This is a genomic window from Bordetella genomosp. 5 (assembly GCF_002261475.1).
Taxonomy (GTDB): Bacteria; Pseudomonadota; Gammaproteobacteria; order Burkholderiales; family Burkholderiaceae_B; genus Bordetella.
Genome location: NZ_NEVN01000002.1, coordinates 286,638 through 303,914, shown reverse-complemented (window position 1 = coordinate 303,914; position 17,277 = coordinate 286,638). Strand labels below are relative to the sequence as shown.

General features: G+C 68.2%; 18 protein-coding genes and 1 riboswitch. Of the genes, 9 read left to right on the top strand and 9 right to left on the bottom strand.

The window, feature by feature from the left end:
* The first annotated feature begins 12 nt into the window (after positions 1-12).
* Positions 13-405, top strand: coding sequence for a thioredoxin family protein (locus CEK29_RS04985; protein WP_094803375.1), 393 nt, complete (start codon positions 13-15; stop codon positions 403-405).
* Between the two features lie 73 nt (positions 406-478).
* Here CEK29_RS04985 and CEK29_RS04980 read toward each other — a convergent pair whose 3' ends face one another.
* The 3 genes from CEK29_RS04980 to CEK29_RS04970 form a co-directional block, all read right to left on the bottom strand.
* Positions 479-1,975, bottom strand: coding sequence for a DEAD/DEAH box helicase (locus tag CEK29_RS04980; protein ID WP_094803376.1), 1,497 nt, complete (start codon positions 1,973-1,975; stop codon positions 479-481).
* Positions 1,976-2,134: 159 nt separating this feature from the next.
* Positions 2,135-2,464, bottom strand: coding sequence for an AzlD domain-containing protein (locus CEK29_RS04975; RefSeq protein ID WP_094803377.1), 330 nt, complete (start codon positions 2,462-2,464; stop codon positions 2,135-2,137).
* A gap of 1 nt (position 2,465) precedes the next feature.
* Positions 2,466-3,134 (bottom strand): AzlC family ABC transporter permease, encoded by a 669-nt coding sequence (locus CEK29_RS04970; RefSeq protein ID WP_094803891.1) that lies wholly within the window; start codon positions 3,132-3,134, stop codon positions 2,466-2,468.
* Positions 3,135-3,472: 338 nt separating this feature from the next.
* Between CEK29_RS04970 and CEK29_RS04965 the strand changes: the two genes are divergently transcribed.
* From CEK29_RS04965 to CEK29_RS04955, 3 genes are read left to right on the top strand one after another with little or no spacing between them, the layout of a single operon-like run.
* The gene (locus CEK29_RS04965) at positions 3,473-3,685 is read left to right on the top strand and encodes a zinc-finger domain-containing protein (RefSeq protein WP_094803378.1); all 213 of its coding nucleotides are present in this window, start codon (positions 3,473-3,475) and stop codon (positions 3,683-3,685) included.
* A gap of 39 nt (positions 3,686-3,724) precedes the next feature.
* Positions 3,725-4,147 carry a YybH family protein gene (locus tag CEK29_RS04960; RefSeq protein ID WP_094803379.1) on the top strand — a complete coding sequence of 141 codons (423 nt, stop codon included), beginning with the start codon at positions 3,725-3,727 and terminating at the stop codon, positions 4,145-4,147.
* A 13-nt stretch (positions 4,148-4,160) separates the two neighbouring features.
* Entirely contained in the window at positions 4,161-5,261 is a 1,101-nt protein-coding gene (locus tag CEK29_RS04955) for a YheT family hydrolase (protein WP_094803380.1), read from the top strand.
* Positions 5,262-5,345: 84 nt separating this feature from the next.
* Here CEK29_RS04955 and CEK29_RS04950 read toward each other — a convergent pair whose 3' ends face one another.
* Complete coding sequence (locus CEK29_RS04950; protein ID WP_094803381.1) at positions 5,346-6,860, bottom strand: M48 family metalloprotease; 1,515 nt, start codon at positions 6,858-6,860, stop codon at positions 5,346-5,348.
* A 78-nt stretch (positions 6,861-6,938) separates the two neighbouring features.
* On the opposite strand from CEK29_RS04950, the gene galU reads away from it, so the two are divergent.
* On the top strand, positions 6,939-7,778 hold the full coding sequence (gene galU, locus CEK29_RS04945; protein WP_094803382.1) for a UTP--glucose-1-phosphate uridylyltransferase GalU: 840 nt from the start codon (positions 6,939-6,941) through the stop codon (positions 7,776-7,778).
* Positions 7,779-7,877: 99 nt separating this feature from the next.
* Here galU and CEK29_RS04940 read toward each other — a convergent pair whose 3' ends face one another.
* The 4 genes from CEK29_RS04940 to CEK29_RS04925 form a co-directional block, all read right to left on the bottom strand.
* Positions 7,878-8,759, bottom strand: a complete 882-nt coding sequence (locus CEK29_RS04940) for a cytochrome c oxidase assembly protein (protein WP_094803893.1) — start codon at positions 8,757-8,759, stop codon at positions 7,878-7,880.
* Between the two features lie 237 nt (positions 8,760-8,996).
* Positions 8,997-10,139 (bottom strand): porin, encoded by a 1,143-nt coding sequence (locus CEK29_RS04935; RefSeq protein WP_255176074.1) that lies wholly within the window; start codon positions 10,137-10,139, stop codon positions 8,997-8,999.
* 344 nt (positions 10,140-10,483) lie between these two features.
* On the bottom strand, positions 10,484-10,816 hold the full coding sequence (locus tag CEK29_RS04930; protein ID WP_094857482.1) for a hypothetical protein: 333 nt from the start codon (positions 10,814-10,816) through the stop codon (positions 10,484-10,486).
* 553 nt (positions 10,817-11,369) lie between these two features.
* Positions 11,370-12,380 carry a sodium:calcium antiporter gene (locus CEK29_RS04925; RefSeq protein WP_094803384.1) on the bottom strand — a complete coding sequence of 337 codons (1,011 nt, stop codon included), beginning with the start codon at positions 12,378-12,380 and terminating at the stop codon, positions 11,370-11,372.
* 104 nt (positions 12,381-12,484) lie between these two features.
* A riboswitch (yybP-ykoY riboswitch) is annotated at positions 12,485-12,614 on the bottom strand.
* 64 nt (positions 12,615-12,678) lie between these two features.
* On the opposite strand from CEK29_RS04925, the gene CEK29_RS04920 reads away from it, so the two are divergent.
* Complete coding sequence (locus CEK29_RS04920) at positions 12,679-14,025, top strand: aminopeptidase P N-terminal domain-containing protein (RefSeq protein WP_094857481.1); 1,347 nt, start codon at positions 12,679-12,681, stop codon at positions 14,023-14,025.
* 32 nt (positions 14,026-14,057) lie between these two features.
* Here CEK29_RS04920 and CEK29_RS04915 read toward each other — a convergent pair whose 3' ends face one another.
* The gene (locus CEK29_RS04915) at positions 14,058-14,501 is read right to left on the bottom strand and encodes a TM2 domain-containing protein (protein WP_094857584.1); all 444 of its coding nucleotides are present in this window, start codon (positions 14,499-14,501) and stop codon (positions 14,058-14,060) included.
* Positions 14,502-14,641: 140 nt separating this feature from the next.
* Here CEK29_RS04915 and CEK29_RS04910 point away from each other — a divergent pair, with 140 nt between their 5' ends.
* The 3 genes from CEK29_RS04910 (at position 14,642) to CEK29_RS04900 (ending at position 17,229) form a co-directional block, all read left to right on the top strand.
* Positions 14,642-15,808, top strand: a complete 1,167-nt coding sequence (locus tag CEK29_RS04910; RefSeq protein ID WP_094803386.1) for a UbiH/UbiF/VisC/COQ6 family ubiquinone biosynthesis hydroxylase — start codon at positions 14,642-14,644, stop codon at positions 15,806-15,808.
* Between the two features lie 118 nt (positions 15,809-15,926).
* On the top strand, positions 15,927-16,952 hold the full coding sequence (dusB, locus tag CEK29_RS04905) for a tRNA dihydrouridine synthase DusB (RefSeq protein WP_170948568.1): 1,026 nt from the start codon (positions 15,927-15,929) through the stop codon (positions 16,950-16,952).
* Positions 16,953-16,989: 37 nt separating this feature from the next.
* Positions 16,990-17,229: a helix-turn-helix domain-containing protein gene (locus CEK29_RS04900; RefSeq protein WP_003814221.1), complete on the top strand. Its 240-nt coding sequence runs from the start codon at positions 16,990-16,992 to the stop codon at positions 17,227-17,229.
* Positions 17,230-17,277: the final 48 nt, after the last annotated feature.

Here is a 17,277-nt window from a genome sequence, read left to right as displayed (position 1 = left end):
CGGAACCCCGATATGCCCCTCTACGAACCCGGCACCGATACGCAGGCGCTGCGCGCCGCCCTCGCCCGGCCCGACAGCCGGCTGGTCGCGTGCTTCTGCGCGGCATGGTGCGACACCTGCACCCAATACCGGCCCAAGCTCGACGCGCTCGCGGCGCAGTTTCCGGGCCATACCTTCGTGTGGGTGGACATCGAAGATCACCCCGATCTTCTCGGCGACGAAGACGTGGAAAACTTCCCCACGCTGCTCGTGCGCGAGGACGGCCGCACGCTCTTCTACGGCACCATGCTGCCGCACATCGGCCATCTCGAGCGCCTGCTGTCCAGCCTCGACACCCATGCGCCCGGCCAGAGCACCGGCCTGCCCGACGTCGAGGCCCTGCTCGGCGGCACGGCCACCGCCTGACACCCCCGCCCCAATGACAACGCCCCCAGGCATCGCTGCCGTGGGGGCGTGATTTTTTGCGCCGAGGCCCGGATCAGGGCTTGCGGCTGCCACCCAGCAGGACCGCCAGCTGACGCTTGGGCGCGACGCCGTTGCGCGGGCTGTCTTCGGCGGGCGCCGTCGGCGGGGCCGACGACGAGGGCTCGTAGGGCTTGAGGAAAAATTCGTCGACATGCTGGCGCGGCGCGCTCGAACGGCGCTCGCGCTCGGGACGGTCGCCCCGGCCTGCCGAGCGCTCACGGCCACGCTCGCCACGATCGCCTCGATCGCCGCGGTCACCGCGCTCCGCGCGATCGCCGCGTTCGGTGCGCTCACCGCCGCGGCCATGGCTGTGCGCCAGCAACTCGCCCGGAATCTCGAGCGAACCACGCGGCACCTTGCGCTTGATGAGCTTTTCGATGTCGAGCAGATAGCGCTCTTCGTCGGGCGTGAACAGGGCGATGGCCTCGCCGCTCGCGCCCGCGCGACCCGTGCGGCCGATACGGTGGACGTAGTCTTCGGCGTTGTAGGGCAGGTCATAATTGATGACGCACGGCACGCCGGCCACGTCCAGGCCGCGCGCGGCCACGTCGGTGGCGACCAGCACTTCGAGTTCGCCCGCCTTGAACGCCTCGAGGGCCTTCATGCGGTCGGCCTGGGTCTTGTCGCCGTGGATCGATTCGGCCTTGACGCCGTCGCGCTCGAGCTGGCGCGCCAGGCGCGCCGTGCCGATCTTGGTGTTCGAGAACACGATGACCTGATTCAGGCCGCGCGACTTCACCAGATGCACCACGGCGGCGCGCTTGGCCTCGCCGGTCATCTGATAGGCGATCTGCGTCACGGTGTCGGCCGTGGCGTTGCGGCCCGCCACTTCGATCTCGACCGGGTGGTTGAGATACGAGCGACCGAGCTTGCGGATTTCGTTGCTGAAGGTGGCCGAGAACAGCAGGCCCTGGCGCTGTGCCGGCAGCAGACGGATGATGCGTTCGAGGTCGGGCAAAAAGCCCATGTCGAGCATGCGGTCGGCTTCGTCCAGCACCAGGATGCCGACCTGGCTCAGGTTCACGTTTTTCTGTTCGACGTGATCGAGCAGGCGGCCCGGCGTGGCGACCAGCACCTCGCAGCCCTGACGCAGTGCTTCTTTTTGCGGACCGATATCCACCCCGCCGAACACCACCGCGCTGCGCAGCGGCGTCTGCTTGCTGTAGCGCTTGACGTTCTCGAACACCTGGTCCGCGAGTTCGCGGGTCGGCGTGAGAATCAGTGCGCGCACCGGATGGCGTGCGGGCGACGCGCTGCTGTTGGCCAGCGGCATCAGGCGATGCAGGATGGGCAGCGTGAACGCGGCGGTCTTGCCGGTGCCGGTCTGGGCGGCGCCCATGACGTCGCGGCCCTCGACCACGACCGGGATCGACTGCGCCTGGATCGGCGTGGGTGTCGTATAACCAGTCTCGGCGATGGACTTCAGCAGAAGCGGATGCAGGCCGAATTCATCGAAGGTGCGCGTAGGCGTTTCAGCGGCAGGCGCTGCGGAAGAGATAGAGTCAGTCATCAGGTTGGGCAGATTCCGGGGCCACGAAAAAAGAACAAAACGGCATGCGGTCGTGCCCGGATTGCTGTGGATAACTTTTATTTTAGCGCAGCCGGGCCGTTCTGCCCGATCGGGGGCCGGATATCGGCGGCGACGCCGCCGCGGCGGTGCCGCCCGGGCCTACCCCGCCGCCCAGCGCAGGCCCCACAGGACCAGCATGCCGGAGACGATCACGGCCACCGCGCTGCGGGTGCGCAGGAACACGATCACCCCGATGATGCCTGCCACCAGCTTGTAGTCGAACACCGGCCCGAGGCCCGCCTTCCAGGGCAGCATGTCGGGCACGACGATCGCCGTGAGCGCCGCGGCGGGGGCGTAACGCAGCGCGCGCCGCACGCCGTCGGGCAACGGAATGTAGTCGCCAAACAACATAAAGCCGGCCCGCGTCAGCACGCTGCAGAGCGTGAGCAGCAGGATGGCGCTGTATACATAGAGCTCCGAAGGCCACATGTCAGGCTTTTCCCTTGAAGTAGCGCTCGGCCCACATGCCGGCCACGATGCCGGCCACCACGGCCACGGCGAGGCCCAGGCGCAACGGCAGGGTCTGACCGACCCAGGCGGTCACGCCGGCGGCGAGCATCGACACCAGCATGGGCTTGGAGTTGGCCAGCGGAATCGTGATCGCCAGCAGCGCCAGGACCGCCGCGAAGTCGAGCGACCAGGTGGCGGGCACCATCGAGCCCAGGAAGATGCCGATGATCGACGACGACTGCCAGACGAACCAGCTCGGCGCGATCGTGCCGACGAAAAACCACAGCTGCTCGCGCGTGCCGCGCTGGGCCGCGTCGCCGTAGCGGGGCATGAACAGCACGAAGCCCATGTCGGTCGTGAAATAGCCCAGGCCCAGGCGCTTGGGCCAGGGCAGATGGCGAAAATACGGTTGCAGCGCCGCGCCGAAAATCACGAAGCGCAGGTTCACCACGAAGCCGGCCGCGAAAATCAGCCAGAGCGGTGCGCCCGAGGCGATCAGCGGCAGGGAGGTGAGCTGGGCGGAGCCGGCGTAGAGCAGCAGCGTCATGGCCAGCGCCATCGACTCCGTCAGGCCGGATTTGACCATGGCCACGCCGGTGACCATGCCCCACGTCCCCGTGGCGATGAGGGCGGGCACGATCGCGTGCACGCCGCTTTTGAATGCTTCGATGCGCTCGGCGCGGATGGCGCGCGCGTCGTCGAGGAGTGTTGACTCGGGTTCAGCGGCCACGGACGGGCCCCTGGCGATGCGGACGGAACGACATGGAATCCAGTGGGAAGCGACAGGCGTGCCGGTGTGTCCGGAGCGCGGACGGAAGGCGCCCCGCGCCCTCATGACACCGTCCCGGCCACATGGCGCGGGAGGCGGTCATTGTAACCCCGCCCTTGATACAATACCGGCCTCTGGAGAGGGGGACACCAGGACGACGGCAAATCGCGCCCGACCGCCCTCTTCGCCGTCCAACCCGTATCACCCCAGGAATTGCCATGACTGCTGCTGCTCCGGCCGGCGCCCCTCATCAAGAAGTCATCGAACTCGGCGCGGAAGACCTGCCCGTCCACTGTCCGGGCCCCAAGGCTCCGCTCTGGAGCATGCACCCGCGCGTCTTCCTCGACGTCACGCATACCGGTTCGGCACGCTGCCCCTACTGTGGCGCCGAGTACAAGCTCAAGCCCGGCACGGTCGTGCACGGTCATTGATTTACGATTTCGCATCCAACACGAGGTTACGCAGCCGCCATGTTCGCCACTCCCGATGAAGCGGAACACGCCTTCTACGAAGCCCTGGAGCAGGCCGATACCGATCGGCTGATGCAGATATGGGCCGACGACGAAGAAATCGTCTGCATTCATCCTGGCGGTCTGCGCATCGTGGGTCACACCGCGGTGCACGAGTCCTGGCAACAGGTCCTTGCCAATGGTCCGCTCCACATCCGGCCGCTGCGGCCGGTCGTGGTGCAGAGCATGATGTGCGCCGTGCACGTGCTGGTCGAACAGGTCAGCGCGAGCACGCGCGAGGGCACGCAGTTCGTGAACTGCTACGCCACCAACGTCTATCACAAGGGACCCACGGGCTGGCGCATGGTGATGCACCACGCCTCGCCGGCACCGGCGGAAGCCGGCGTGCTCGATCTGCACGACGTTCCCGACCGATTGCATTGAGGCGTAGACCCCGTTGGCCGCTTCCCGCATCGATCTGACGCCCTGCCCGGTACCGCCCTGGCTGCCCGACCGGCATAGCCAGACGGTCTATGCCTCGACGTTCGCGCAATATCACCGCATCGCGTTCGTGCGCGAGCGGGTCGATACGCCCGACACCGACTTCGTCGACATCGACTGGACCGGCCCCGGCCTGTCCCCGCACAAGGTGGCCGACGGCAGCCCGATCGATGCCATTACCCCGCTCTCGAACATCAAGACGGCCGCCGCGCGCTGGATGACGACGGCCGACTGGGGCTCGCTGCCCCGCACGGCCGACACGCCCGCCCTGCTGCTGTTTCACGGGCTCGAAGGCGGCAGCACCAGCCGCTACGCCCAATCGATCGCGCATTACTTCCGTGCGCGCGGCTGGATCGTGGCGGTCGCGCACTTCCGCGGCTGCTCCGGCACGCCCAACCGCCTGGCCCGCGCCTATTACTCCGGCGACTCCGCAGAGGTCGGCTTCATGCTGGCCACGGCGCGCGCGCGTATTCCCCATGCCCGCTGGCACGCCGTGGGCGTGTCGCTGGGCGGCAATGCCCTGCTCAAGTATCTGGGCGAGCACGCCGAAGAAACCAACTGGCTCGCGGGCTGCGCCGGCGTGTCGGTGCCGCTCGATCTGGTCGCCGGCGGCAAGGCGCTGTGCTCGGGCCTCATCGCCCGGCGCATCTACACGCCCTACTTCCTGCGCACCATGAAGCGCAAGGTGCTCGAAAAGGCCAAGCGCTTCCCCGGCGCCATCGACGTGATGCGCATCGCCCACGCGCGCGACCTGCGCGACTTCGACGATGCCTACACCGCGCCCATGCACGGGTATCGCAACGCGCTCGACTACTGGACGCGCGCCTCGAGCAAGCCGTGGCTGCCCAAGATCCAGGTGCCCACGCTGGTACTCAACGCGCGCAACGACCCATTCCTGCCCGAAGACGCCCTGCCCACGCCGGCCGAATGCTCGCCGACCGTGTTGCTGCACCAGCCGGCCGAAGGCGGTCATGCGGGCTTCCCGACCGGGCCGTTCCCCGGCCACCTGTATTGGCTGCCGCAACGACTGGGCCGCTTCTTCGAAACGGGCAAGTAAGCCCGGCCGGCGCGACCCTATCGCAGACGCACGAAGGGCCGCGATCCGCGGCCCTTCGTGTTTGACGCCGGATGAGGCGTCGGCTCAGCCCTTGAAGCGCTGCAACAGCGAGCGCTCGTCGGCCAGCTTCTGCTGCACCTCTTTGATCTGCACATCGATCTGCGACTGCTCGTAGAAGTCGCGCGACAGACCGCGAGCCTGCTGCAACTGCGACTCGGCGGCTGCGTAGGCACCGGTGGCCACATAGAAGCGCGCCATGCCGCGTCGCGCCGCCACCGCGTTGCCGGTGCGCTCTTCGCTCTGCGCCAGCAGCTGATAGAAGGTCGGCTCGTCATCGCCCCATTCGCGGATGCGCTCACGCAGATAGGCCTGCGCATCGGCGTTGCGGCCGGCGCCCTGCAGCGCCTGCGCATAGGCCATGCCGAGGGCGCGCCGATCGGGCCAGCGCTTGATGGCCGCCTGCGACAGCTCGAGCGCCCGCGCCGTGTCTTTGCGCGCCATCGCGATGTCGATGCCCAGCTTGGCCAGCTCGGGCGTGTTGAGACCGCCGGTCGTGGCCTGCGCATGCGCGCTCTCGGCCGCCGCCAGGTCGCCGCGCTGCAGCGCGTAGAGCGAGAGACCATAGAAGGCGGCCGATTGGCGAATCCCGGTCAGGGCGCGCGATTCGTCCTGCAACTGCTGCTGCGCCGTACGCAGGCTGACCGCGTCCCGGCCCTGCACCACGCGCATCTTGGCGCGGATGAACCAGAAATCGTCGCTGTCGACGTAGCGCGAGGTTTTGAGGTCGCGGATGCGGTTCTGCACATCCGACATCCGCTCGATCGACAGCGGGTGGGTGCTGGCCCACGCGCCGCCGCCCATGCCTTCGTTCAGGCGCGATGCATTCATCAGGCGGCCGAACATCTTGGCCATGCCATCCGGGTCATAGCCGGCACGGGACAGCATCTGCAGGCCGGTGCGGTCGGCCTCGCGTTCGGCATCGCGCGAGAAACCCAGCTGGCGATTGATCGCGGCGGCCTGCCCGAAGGCGGCCACGCCCATGGCGAGATCGCCGCCGCCGCCCGCCAGCGCGGCGAGCAAGGCGCCGGCCAGCGTGGCCATCATCATCATGCCGCTCTGGCTCTGCTGCGTCATGCCGCGCGCGATGTGGCGTTGCGACACGTGTCCGATTTCGTGCGCCAGCACCGAGGCCAGCTCCGACTCGCTCGCCGACGAAACGATGAGGCCGGTGTTCACGCCGATATAGCCGCCGGGCATGGCGAACGCGTTGATCTCGGGATCCCGCACGCCGAACACCTCGACATCGGGCACGCCGCCGGGCGCGAACGCCGCCAGCTTGCGTGCCATCGTGGTGAGGTACTGACGCAGTTCGGGATCGTTGACGTAAGTCGGGTCGCGCCGACCCTGCGCCATAATGGCCGCGCCGAGCTCGCGCTCAAGCATGGGAGAAAGATCGGACGCGGAGGCCGCGCCCATCGAAGGCAGGCCGACCGGCTGCGCGCGCGAGGGCAGCGCCGGCAACAGCAGGGTGAGGCTCAAGGCCGCCGCCAGCGCCTGGCGGGCCCACTTGCACGTCGGTGTCGTGTTGAAGCGGTTCATTGCTCTATGATAGCCAGATGGGCAAAAAGTTTGCGCCGCCCGTCTACGCTGGAACAGTTTTTTTTTGGGGAACTTCACATGATCGCAGTACGCAAGGCCGTTTTTCCCGTCGCAGGCATGGGAACGCGGTTTCTGCCGGCCACCAAGGCCATGCCCAAGGAAATGCTGCCGGTCGTCGACAAACCGCTGATTCAGTATGCCGTCGAAGAAGCCGTGGCCGCCGGGGTCACCGATCTCATCTTCGTCACCGGCCGCAACAAGCGCGCCATCGAAGACCACTTCGATGCCGCCCCCGAGCTCGAGGCCGAGCTCGAAAAGAAGAGCAAGAACGACCTGCTTGAGCTCGTGCGCGACATCCTGCCCGCGCATGTGAACTGCATCTATATCCGTCAGTCGGCTCCGCTGGGTCTCGGTCATGCCGTGCTGACCGCCGCGCCCGCCGTCGGCGACGAACCTTTTGCCGTGCTGCTGGCCGACGATCTGATCGATGCTGATCGGCCGGTGCTGGGTCAGTTGATCGACTGCGCCATCAAGCATGACGCGAGCGTGCTGGGTGTGCAGGAAGTGCCGCGCGCCGACACCGGCAAGTACGGCATCGTGGCGGCCAGCGCCGTCGAGCCGCGCACCGAGCGTGTGTCTCATATCGTCGAAAAGCCCAAGCCCGAAGACGCGCCCTCGACGCTGGCCGTGGTCGGCCGCTACGTGCTCGAAGCCCGCATCTTCGATCACCTGCGCGCCACCCAGGCGGGCGCGGGCGGCGAGATCCAGCTCACCGACGGCATCGCCTCGCTGATGCGCGAGCGTGCGGTCTATGCCTACCGTTACGAAGGCCAGCGCTACGATTGCGGCAGCAAGGCCGGCATGTTCCAGGCCACCGTGGCGCTGGGCCGCAAGTACCACGGCCTGATTCCGGAATAACCCGGCCGGGCGCGGCCACCGCGCCCGCCTCCACACGCGGCTCAGGCCGCGCAGCGCTCCCACTCGCGGCTCAGCGCGCGAACCGCTTTTTCATTTGACTCAGCCCGCAGGCCGCTCCGATCGAGCGGCCACGCGCGCGCGTGCCCGCGCCTCGCGATCCACGCGGCGCAGGCGCCCTCGCGCCGACAGGCGCATCAGCGTGCCCAGGGCGACCAGCAGGCCGATGACTTCCACGAGCGCCGCCGGGATCCACATCGTGAGGCCGCCGATGGTCTGGTCCGTCTGTGCCGACATGGCGATGGCGCGGCCGCACAGCTCGAACAAGGGATAGAGATCGCGCTCGGTGAACGCAATCACGGCGCCCGCCACCATCTGCGGCGCCATGGTCAGCACCGGCGACAGCACGCGTCCGCCAGGCGTCATCGCCGCGGGCGGGGACGGCCGGCGGTCGAGGATCAGGTTCCAGTACATGAAGCCGCTGAGGACCACCGACCAGTTCATCAAGCGGTACAGGCGCCAGTCGAGCATGGAATAGAACTGCACCGACGGGATCAGCCAGATCAGGACCAGCGCGACGAAGAGCGCCGGCACGAAGATGCGATGCGTGAGCAGGCCCACGGTGAACCGGCCGGGCGCGGTCGTGCACCACGTGCGCAGGCGGTGACGCCAGGTCAGCGGCAGACCGGCGCGCATGACCGATCCCGGAAACGCAGCCATCACGAGCAAGGGCCCGAGATGATGCAGCACCAGATGCTGGGCGCGATGGATGAAGAACATGCGCTCGGCGTAGTAGTCGAGCCGGGTGTGCATGGAGAGATAGAGAATGACCACGCCCGCCCAGAACAGGGCCTGGCGCGCCGCCGTCACATGGTGCACGCGGGTCCCGCGCACGAACAGCGCGATGCAGACCACGAACGCCGCGACCAGCGTGGGCGAAAACTCCCAGGGAACGAGCCAGCCAAGCACATCCATGCGTGAGATCCGACGAAGCAGTCCCCTGATGAAGGGAACGCGGGCCACGGGCGGACGGCCTCTCGTGCGCCATCCGGGCGGTGGGGGGAGCTCGCCCCCTCGCGTCGATTGTAGTGGAGGATTTCCGGGGCCCCGCCCTGCGGCGATGCGCGGGCTTGGGGCAGATCAAGGCGGGCGGTCGGCGGAGCACGCGGCCGGCGCCCCGGACAGCACCGCGCAACGCGTCGGGGCAGGCCCGCCGGGAACTCAGAAGGTGTGATTCAGGCCCGCCATGTAGCGGGTCGTGTGACCGGCCCCCTGCACGAACGGCTCGTCGAGCGTGCCCTGCCACAGGCGGCCGACAAAGCTGTAGAGCGTCGTGCGCGGCGACAGCGCATGGCGGTAGCCGAGCGTGAGCAGGCGCACCCGCTCCGCGCGCGAGCCGTCGTCCCAATGCCAGGTCGGCCGCGCCATCGAAAATTGCATCAGTACGCTGTCGTGCGCACGCAGCTCATACTCGGCGCCCACCAGCCAGGTGTCGGCACGACCGCCGTCGATGAAGGCCAGCGGGCCGAGGCCGTCGACGCCGCCGCCGTTCTGGCCGGTGAACCCGTCGCGCTGCCGTGACCAGGCAAGCGACACGCGCAGTCCGTCGAAGTCTCGCGCCACGCCGGCCTGCCACGCCGTGGGCGTGGCGCCGTGCGCCGGGGAGCCGGATGGCAGGGTCAGCCGGTCCCAGGTCAGGACGGCAAGCCACGGATCGGATTCGTACTTCACGCCGGCCGACAGCGCATGGCCCCGGCCACGGTCGGCGGGACCATCGGGGCCGGCCGTATCGAAGGCGTAGCCCACGCCCGCCTGCCAGCCCCCGAGGTCGGCGCTGGTGATATTGACGAGATTGTCGCGGCGGAAATTATCGGAAGCGCGCAACAGCGCGCCCATCCCCATCTGACGCCATGACGCCACCTCGAGCGCGCTGCCGTAGCTCATGGCGATGGTGCGCTGGCGCCCCAGCCGCAACTCGCCCACGCCGTCGCGCCGCAGTCCGACCCAGGCGTCGTAATCGAACAGCCGGCCGGGCTCGTTCGATTGCCCGGTGGCCAGATCGTAGCCACTCTCCAGACCGAAGACGGCCGCCGCGCCACCACCCAGATCCTCGCTGCCGCGCAAGCCCCAGAGGTTATCGCTGAGACCACCACCGAGCACGCCCGTGCTCGAGCCCAAGCCGGTGGTCCGAGTCGAAGCGATGCCCGCGTCGACGACGCCATAGAGGGTGAGCGTGGTGCCGCCCTCGCCGGTCTCGGCGTGCGCGGACAGCGCCAGCAGGGCGCAAAGCGCGGCGCTGGCGCGCGAGACCGCGCGCATCAGCCGGCTCGCGGCGAGGTGGCAGGAAGAAAGAGGCTTGACCATGTAGCACCCGAAGCGCGTCAGTGAGGAGCCGTGTTCGACGTTGCGCATCGCGGGCCGGGCGACGCGGCGCGCGTGCGGAGGCGCAGAGCACTGCCCGCGGCAAGGTTGAAAACGGCGAACCATTATCACCAGCCGCCCGGCACAGCGGGCAGCCCGATCACCGAATCAGCAAGGCCCCACAACAGGCTCGGCATCATCCCACACGCGCGTGCGTCGTGGCCCATGCGTACCGCAGTAAAACGCTGTCGGCGCGAGGGCGCCTTGTCTTTAGCCAAAAAAAACCCCCGGCGATCATGACGATCGCCGGGGGCGGGTGTGGCGGCTCAGGCTCGAGGGCGAGCCGCTCAGGCGTTGGCCGGCTGGCGCGCGGAGAAGCGCACATCGCGCACGGACGGGTGCGCGCTCAGGCGCTTGGCCTGAGACATGAGTTCGGCGCGCAACTCGGGCGGGCAATTCACGGTGACACAGGCGGATGCCAGGTCACTGTGCCTGCCGCTGTCGACGTGAAAACGCGCGACGGACAGGCCGGCGGCCGAAAAGTCGAGGCAGATCTGCTTGCGCAGTGCGCCTACTGCATCGCGTGGGCAGACGACGGTGAGTCGCGTACCACGACGCTGGGCTTGGACGGACGCGCGGTCTACACCGGCACGACGCAGAAACAAGTCGAAGAAACGCATGACGACCTCCTTGCAGCTTGAGGTTTTGGTCGGTGAACCAAGGAACACGAAGCCGCTTCCGGCGCAAACGAACCCGGGCCACGCACCGCGAGGTGCAAGACGTACGGAATCGTGCCCGGATGCTCGCGCGCAAGGCGCAAGCCGGCATCGATATCGGTTCTGGCGGTATGAAGCTGGGAGATTTTCCAGTGCCAGCCCGGGCGAAATGCCGGGTGGTGTGCCGCCCTGGAGGGTTCGTGGACTACCGGCGGACCTGCCGGTAAAAAGCCCTGGAATCCTGGGTGACGCTGGAGAAACGCCGCAACCTGTTCAACACTGCTGACAGGCGCGGCAGAAGAAATTCTGCGGAAATACGCTCGTCAGGCAGTGCGGTCGATACAAGATCGACTACTACTGTCGCCGGAATCGGAATTCACAGAACAACTCCTGTTGTGGATAACCCGTTCATTTTATGCGGGTTTTCACTGAGTGGCAATGCCTGATTCGAAAGAATCGGGAGAAGGCGTTGCGCGCCACCCGCCCGCCACGCGGGAGAGCGGCGCGAACACAGGCGTCAGGCCGCGAAGTGCCAGCCCAGGTAGACGGCGAACAGCGCATACAGCCCGGCCACGGACGACAGGGCGGGCACCGTCATGGTGGCGGTGCGGAATCGCATCCAGAGCATCATGATCGAGACCATGGTGAGCATGCCGGCGGCCAGCAGCGGGCCGTCGAGCAGCCAGGGCGTCAGGAAGATCCCCAGCGCGCTCGGGATCGTGGCCTGAATCATCATCGCGCCGGAGATGTTGGCGAGCGCCAGGCGCTCTTTGCCCTGCCGCACCCAGATCAGGGCATTCATGATCTCGGGCAGCTCGGTGGCGACGGGTGCCAGCAGCAGGGCGGCCACGTGCGAGGACAGCCCCATGGCCACGCTCAGCACCTCGATCTGCCGCACGAACACATGCGATGCCAGCGCGATCACGACCAGCGCCAGCACCGACTGCGTACAGGCCCAGAAGAGCGAGGGGTTCGGGTCGCGCGGACGCAGCTTCAGCGGCTCGAGCGTCTCGGCTTCGATGCACTCGTCATCGTGGGAGAGCTCGCGCTTCACGTAGAGCGCGTAGACCCCGAGAAACAGAATGCCGAGCCAGGGCTTCCAGGCGAAGGCGAGCACGCCGAGCGCGACCTTGAAGATGAAGATGCCCATGAACCAGGCCTGGTCGCGCGCCAGACGGCGCTGGTCGGCATTGATGCCGGTGCGCTGGCGGGCCGTGCCAGCCGCCGACTTGCCGCGCAGCAGGGCCAGACCGACCACCGCGTAGGCCAGGGTGGCGAGCACGAGCGGGCCGCCCATGGCCGCGCCCACGCCGATGTCTTTCTGCTCGGGCGTGGTGCCGAACACCACGGCCATGAAGGTGACGGCGCTTTCGGGCAACGCCGTGCCGAACGCCGCGAGCACGGTGCCGGTGGCCGTCGCGCCCAGCTTGAAATGATGGCCCAGCCATTCGACGCCGTTGACGAAGAACTCACAGGCAAAGTAGATCACTGCCGCGGACAGCAGGAACAGAACAATGGACAACAACATGATGACAACAGCCGGACGAGCGGAAACCAATGGCGCGACGACGCGGCTCGCCCGGCTGGGTGAACGCATCGCGGCCAAAGGTCTCGCCTGGCTGGTCCGTCGCGAATCCCGATGGCGCGCGAGGCGCAACAGGATGGACGGATGCCGTCAGCGCCATGGGGTAGGACCACCAAGCTTGTTGACGCTGACTCCCTTGGGGCTCAAAGGATGGCTACTCCCCAATGACAGTGGCGGGATTGTAGCAGCGTGGGCGCGGTACGTTAAGCTCTAGGCCACCCCCGAACGGATGATGCCTGTCATGAGCCTGCCTGTTGCCGATCTCGCCCCCTTCGCCGAGCGCCGCCGCCGCGTGCTGGACTGGATGCGGGGCCAGGGGGGCGGCGTGGCCGTGCTGGCCGCGGGCAAACCGCCCACGCGCAACCGCGACAGCGAGTATCCGTTTCGGCCCGACAGCGATTTCTACTACCTCACGGGCTTCGTCGAGCCCGACGCCTGGCTGGTTCTCATCGCGGGCGCCGACGACCGCGCCCTGCTCTTCTGCCGCGCGCGTCATGCCGAACACGAAATCTGGGAAGGCAAACGTTTCGGCCCGCAGGCGGCGGCCACGCATTTTCAGATGGACGACGCCTATTCGGTGGAGAGCCTGGACGAACTGCTGCCCGCCTGGCTGATGGATCAGCCCACGCTGTGGCTGGGCCTGGCGGATGATCTCGTCGCCCCGAAGGCGCGCGGCTGGCTGGCGCAGGCCCGCGAGCGCACCCGCGCCGGCGCGCGCGCGCCCGAGCAGCTGCGTGACCTGAGCGGCCTGCTCGCCGAGATGCGGCTGGTGAAAGACGCGAGCGAAATCGCCACCATGCGGCAGGCCGCCCGCATCTCGGCCCATGCCCATGCCCGCGCCATGCGCGCGGTGCGTCCCGGCATGCACGAATACGAGCTCGAAGCCGAGCTGCTCTACGAATTCCGCCGTCAGGGGGCGCAGGCCGTCGCCTACAGCAGCATCGTCGCCGGCGGCGCCAACGCCTGCGTGCTGCATTACCCCGCCGGCGATGCGGTGCTGCGCGACGGCGACCTGGTGCTCATCGATGCCGGCTGCGAACTCGATTGCTATGCGTCGGACATCACGCGCACCTTTCCGGTCAACGGCAAATACAGCGGCCCGCAACGCGCGCTGTACGACCTGACCGTCGCGGCCCAGGACGCGGCGGCGGCCGCCACGCGGCCGGGCGCCTCCTGGAACGATGCCCATCTGGCGGCGGTACGGGTACTGACGCAGGGCCTGATCGACGAAGGCCTGCTGCAGGGATCGCTGGACGGCGCGATCGAGTCGAGCGCCTATAGCCGCTTCTACATGCATCGCACGGGGCATTGGCTGGGCCTCGATGTGCACGACGTGGGCGATTACCGCGGCAGCCCCGCGGCGCGGGCCGCGGCGGGCGAGCGGCCCTGGCGCACGCTGGAGGCAGGCATGATGCTCACCATCGAGCCGGGCCTGTATGTGCGGGCGGCCGACGACGTGCCGGCGCGGTTCTGGGATATCGGCATCCGCACCGAAGACGATGCGCTCGTGACCGACACCGGCTGCGAGCTGATCACGCGCGCGGTGCCGGTCAATGCCCGCGAGATCGAAGCGCTGATGCGCGAATAGGCGCGAGCGGCATCGCCGCGCCGAAGCGGCGGCTACAGCACGTAGCCGTCGAGCCAGCCCATCGCGACCCAGGTGTAGACCACCACCATCGCGATCGCGAACATGCTGCAGATGGCCCCGAGCAGGCCGCCGAAGATCGCGGTGAGCACTTCGGGCCAGCCGCTGCGCGAGACGCTGCCGAGGCCGGGGTTGTAGCGCTGGTCGAATTTTTCGTCGGGCATCAGACAGAACACGACGCCTTCGATGAAGCCGTCGATCATCGGAATGAACACCAGGAAAAACGCCGGGTTGTCCCACCAGACGGGGTAGCGCGTCGCGAGCGCGAGGCACAGCAACGAGAAGGCGGTGACGAGCCAGGCATGACGGCGCCCGAGATACCACCAGTGCGCGCCGGCCCAGCCCAGCAGACATCCCAGCAGACCGGCGACGACCTTGCGCCGCGGCCGTGCTGACGTGCCCGCGGCAGCGTCCGGCATGATCGTGGCGGCCGAAGTCGAGCGGCGGGACGAAGACGTCATGTCGAGGAATCCTGGGAGCGAGAGGGTCAGGGGGCGTTGCCGATTCTACGGGAGATGACGAGCGAGAAGGCTCGCGGCCCGGAGGGTAAAATCCCTGAATGACTTCGTCCGTGTTCGACATCGCGATCCTGGGGGCCGGGCCAGTGGGCCAGGCGCTCGCCCTGCTGCTGGCGCGCACCGCGCGCGATCCCGCGCGTATCGCGCTGCTCTCCGCGCCCGCCGGCGCCGGGGGAGCGGCCGGCCTGCCGCCGCTGGCCGACCCGCGCGTGCTGGCGCTGAACCGCGGCAGCCGCGTGCTGCTCGAGTCGCTCGACGCGTGGCCGACCCGGACCGCCGACATCCGTCATATCCACGTGTCGCAGCGCGGCCGCCTGGGACGGGCCCTGATCGACCATGCCGACTTCGGCGTGCCTCAGCTGGGCAGTGTCGTGGCCTACGGACCGCTGCACGAGCGCCTCTCCGAGCGCGTGGCCGCCAGCGGCGTCACGGTGCTGCCCGGCCCGCCGGCCCGGATCGGCGACACACTCACCGATGCGGTGCAGGTCCTGCAGGGCGACGTGGCGCTTGCCGCGCGCGTCGCGGTGCAATGCGACGGCGCCGCGGGCGCCGACGTCCATCGCAGCTACGGCCAGCATGCCGTGCTCACCACCGCCCGCGCCTCGCTGCCGCGGCCCGGTTGGGCCTGGGAGCGCTTCACGCGCGAAGGTCCGCTGGCCATGCTGCCCCATCCGCAAACGCCCGACACCTACTCGGTCGTCTGGTGCTGTGCGCCCGAGCGCGCGGCCGAACTGGTGCAGCTCGACGACGAGCGCTTCTCGCAGGCCCTGAGCACCGCGTTCGGCGGCCGGCTCGGCCGCCTGCACAGCCAGGCACCCCGGCATGTTTTCCCGCTCGAGCTCAAGGCCCGCCGGGCCCAGGCGCAGGGCCGCACCGCCACCATCGGCAATGCCGCCCAGACGCTGCACCCGGTGGCTGGACAGGGGCTCAACCTGGGTCTGCGCGACGCCGCGCAATTGGCCCAGGCGCTCGCCGCCTGGATGCAGGACCCCACCCCAAATCCGTCGCCGCTCCTGGCCGGCTTCGCGCGCGACCGCGGCGCGGATCGCCTGCTCACGGCCAGCCTGACCGACCTGATGCCGCGGGTGTTCGCGACGGGCCTGGCGCCCGTCGAGCATGCCTGCGGCCTGGCGCTGCTCACGCTCGACCTCGTTCCGGCGGTGCGCGCCCCCCTGGCGCGCCACCTGCTGCAGGGCCTGCGCACCTGATGCAACCCCGTTTTTTTATCGCGGCGCGCCGGGCGGGCGCGCCCGCCGGCCTGCCCGTTTTTGCCCGGTGCATCGAGGCGAAAACGGGGTGCCATGCCGAAGCGGTTAAAATGTGACCATGCGCATCGGCCCCTGGACCCTTCCCAACAACGTGCTCGTCGCCCCCATGGCCGGGGTGACGGATCGTCCGTTCCGCCAGCTTTGCAAGAAGCTGGGCGCGGGTTATGCCGTGTCCGAAATGGCCGCCAGCAACCCCCGCCTGTGGGACAGCGTGAAGACCTCCCGCCGTCTCAATCACGATGGCGAGATCGATCCGATTTCGGTGCAGATCGCGGGCGCGGATCCGGCCATGATGGCCGAGGCCGCCGTGTTCAACGTGAACAAGGGCGCCCGCATCATCGATATCAATATGGGTTGCCCGGCCAAGAAGGTCTGCAACCTGGCATCGGGCTCGGCGCTGTTGCGCCACGAAGACCTGATCAAGCGCATCCTGGATGCGGTGGTCGAGGCCTGTGCGCCGCTCGGGATCCCGGTCACGCTCAAGACGCGCACCGGCTGGGACCGCGAGCACAAGAACGCCCTGCGCGTGGCCCGTATCGCCGAAGACAGCGGTATCGCCGCGCTGACGCTGCACGGCCGCACGCGCGCCGATCTCTATACCGGCGAGGCGGAATACGACACCATGCGCGCCGTGCGCGACGAGATCCGGATCCCGCTGATTGCCAACGGCGACATCACGACGCCGCAGAAGGCCCGGGCCGTCCTGGATTACACTGGCGCCGACGCGGTGATGATAGGCCGTGCCGCCCAGGGCCGGCCCTGGATCTTCCGCGAGATCGATCATTTCCTGCGCACAGGCGCCATGCTCGTCCCGCCCTCCTGGGACGAAATGCGCAACCTGCTGCTTGAACACCTCGACGATCACTACCGCTTCTATGGCGAGCACACGGGCGTACGCTCGGCGCGCAAGCATATCGGCTGGTATCTGGAAGACCTCCCCGGCGGGCCGGCATTCTGCGCCCGCATGAACCTGATCGAAGACACCCGCGGCCAGTGGCAGGCGGTGGCCGACTGGTTCGACACCATGATGCGCGACGGCCCGCACCCCGGCACCGACAACGCGCAACCCCTGCTGGCGGCATAACCGCCAGTACCCCCAACATAAAAATATCTGTACTCCGATGAGCAAGAAAGATGTCCTGGAAGAATGCGTGCGCGCCAGCCTGGAGCGCTATTTCGAAGATCTGGGTGACTCCGAACCCCACGACATGTGGGACATGGTGATGCGCTGCGTCGAGCGCCCCGTTCTCGAAGTGGCGTTGGAGCGCTCCGGCGGCAACCAGTCGCGCGCTTCCGAAATGCTGGGCATCACCCGCAATACCCTGCGCAAAAAGCTGCTGGCCCATAACATCCAGCCCTGACGATTTCCTCGATCCCCCGCCCGTGGCCTGGGCCTGGCCCCACCCGGA

Bases quoted from the DNA above. Each gene is read 5' to 3' on its own strand.
- CEK29_RS04950 (WP_094803381.1), bottom strand. From the start codon at position 6,860: ATGAACCGCTTCAACACGACACCGACGTGCAAGTGGGCCCGCCAGGCG.
- CEK29_RS04985 (WP_094803375.1), top strand. From the start codon at position 13: ATGCCCCTCTACGAACCCGGCACCGATACGCAGGCGCTGCGCGCCGCC.
- CEK29_RS04975 (WP_094803377.1), bottom strand. From the start codon at position 2,464: ATGTGGCCTTCGGAGCTCTATGTATACAGCGCCATCCTGCTGCTCACG.
- CEK29_RS04900 (WP_003814221.1), top strand. From the start codon at position 16,990: ATGAGCAAGAAAGATGTCCTGGAAGAATGCGTGCGCGCCAGCCTGGAG.
- CEK29_RS04935 (WP_255176074.1), bottom strand. From the start codon at position 10,139: ATGGTCAAGCCTCTTTCTTCCTGCCACCTCGCCGCGAGCCGGCTGATG.
- CEK29_RS04980 (WP_094803376.1), bottom strand. From the start codon at position 1,975: ATGACTGACTCTATCTCTTCCGCAGCGCCTGCCGCTGAAACGCCTACG.
- dusB (WP_170948568.1), top strand. From the start codon at position 15,927: ATGCGCATCGGCCCCTGGACCCTTCCCAACAACGTGCTCGTCGCCCCC.
- CEK29_RS04925 (WP_094803384.1), bottom strand. From the start codon at position 12,380: ATGTTGTTGTCCATTGTTCTGTTCCTGCTGTCCGCGGCAGTGATCTAC.
- CEK29_RS04910 (WP_094803386.1), top strand. From the start codon at position 14,642: ATGACTTCGTCCGTGTTCGACATCGCGATCCTGGGGGCCGGGCCAGTG.
- CEK29_RS04920 (WP_094857481.1), top strand. From the start codon at position 12,679: ATGAGCCTGCCTGTTGCCGATCTCGCCCCCTTCGCCGAGCGCCGCCGC.
- CEK29_RS04930 (WP_094857482.1), bottom strand. From the start codon at position 10,816: ATGCGTTTCTTCGACTTGTTTCTGCGTCGTGCCGGTGTAGACCGCGCG.
- CEK29_RS04915 (WP_094857584.1), bottom strand. From the start codon at position 14,501: ATGCCGGACGCTGCCGCGGGCACGTCAGCACGGCCGCGGCGCAAGGTC.
- galU (WP_094803382.1), top strand. From the start codon at position 6,939: ATGATCGCAGTACGCAAGGCCGTTTTTCCCGTCGCAGGCATGGGAACG.
- CEK29_RS04965 (WP_094803378.1), top strand. From the start codon at position 3,473: ATGACTGCTGCTGCTCCGGCCGGCGCCCCTCATCAAGAAGTCATCGAA.
- CEK29_RS04960 (WP_094803379.1), top strand. From the start codon at position 3,725: ATGTTCGCCACTCCCGATGAAGCGGAACACGCCTTCTACGAAGCCCTG.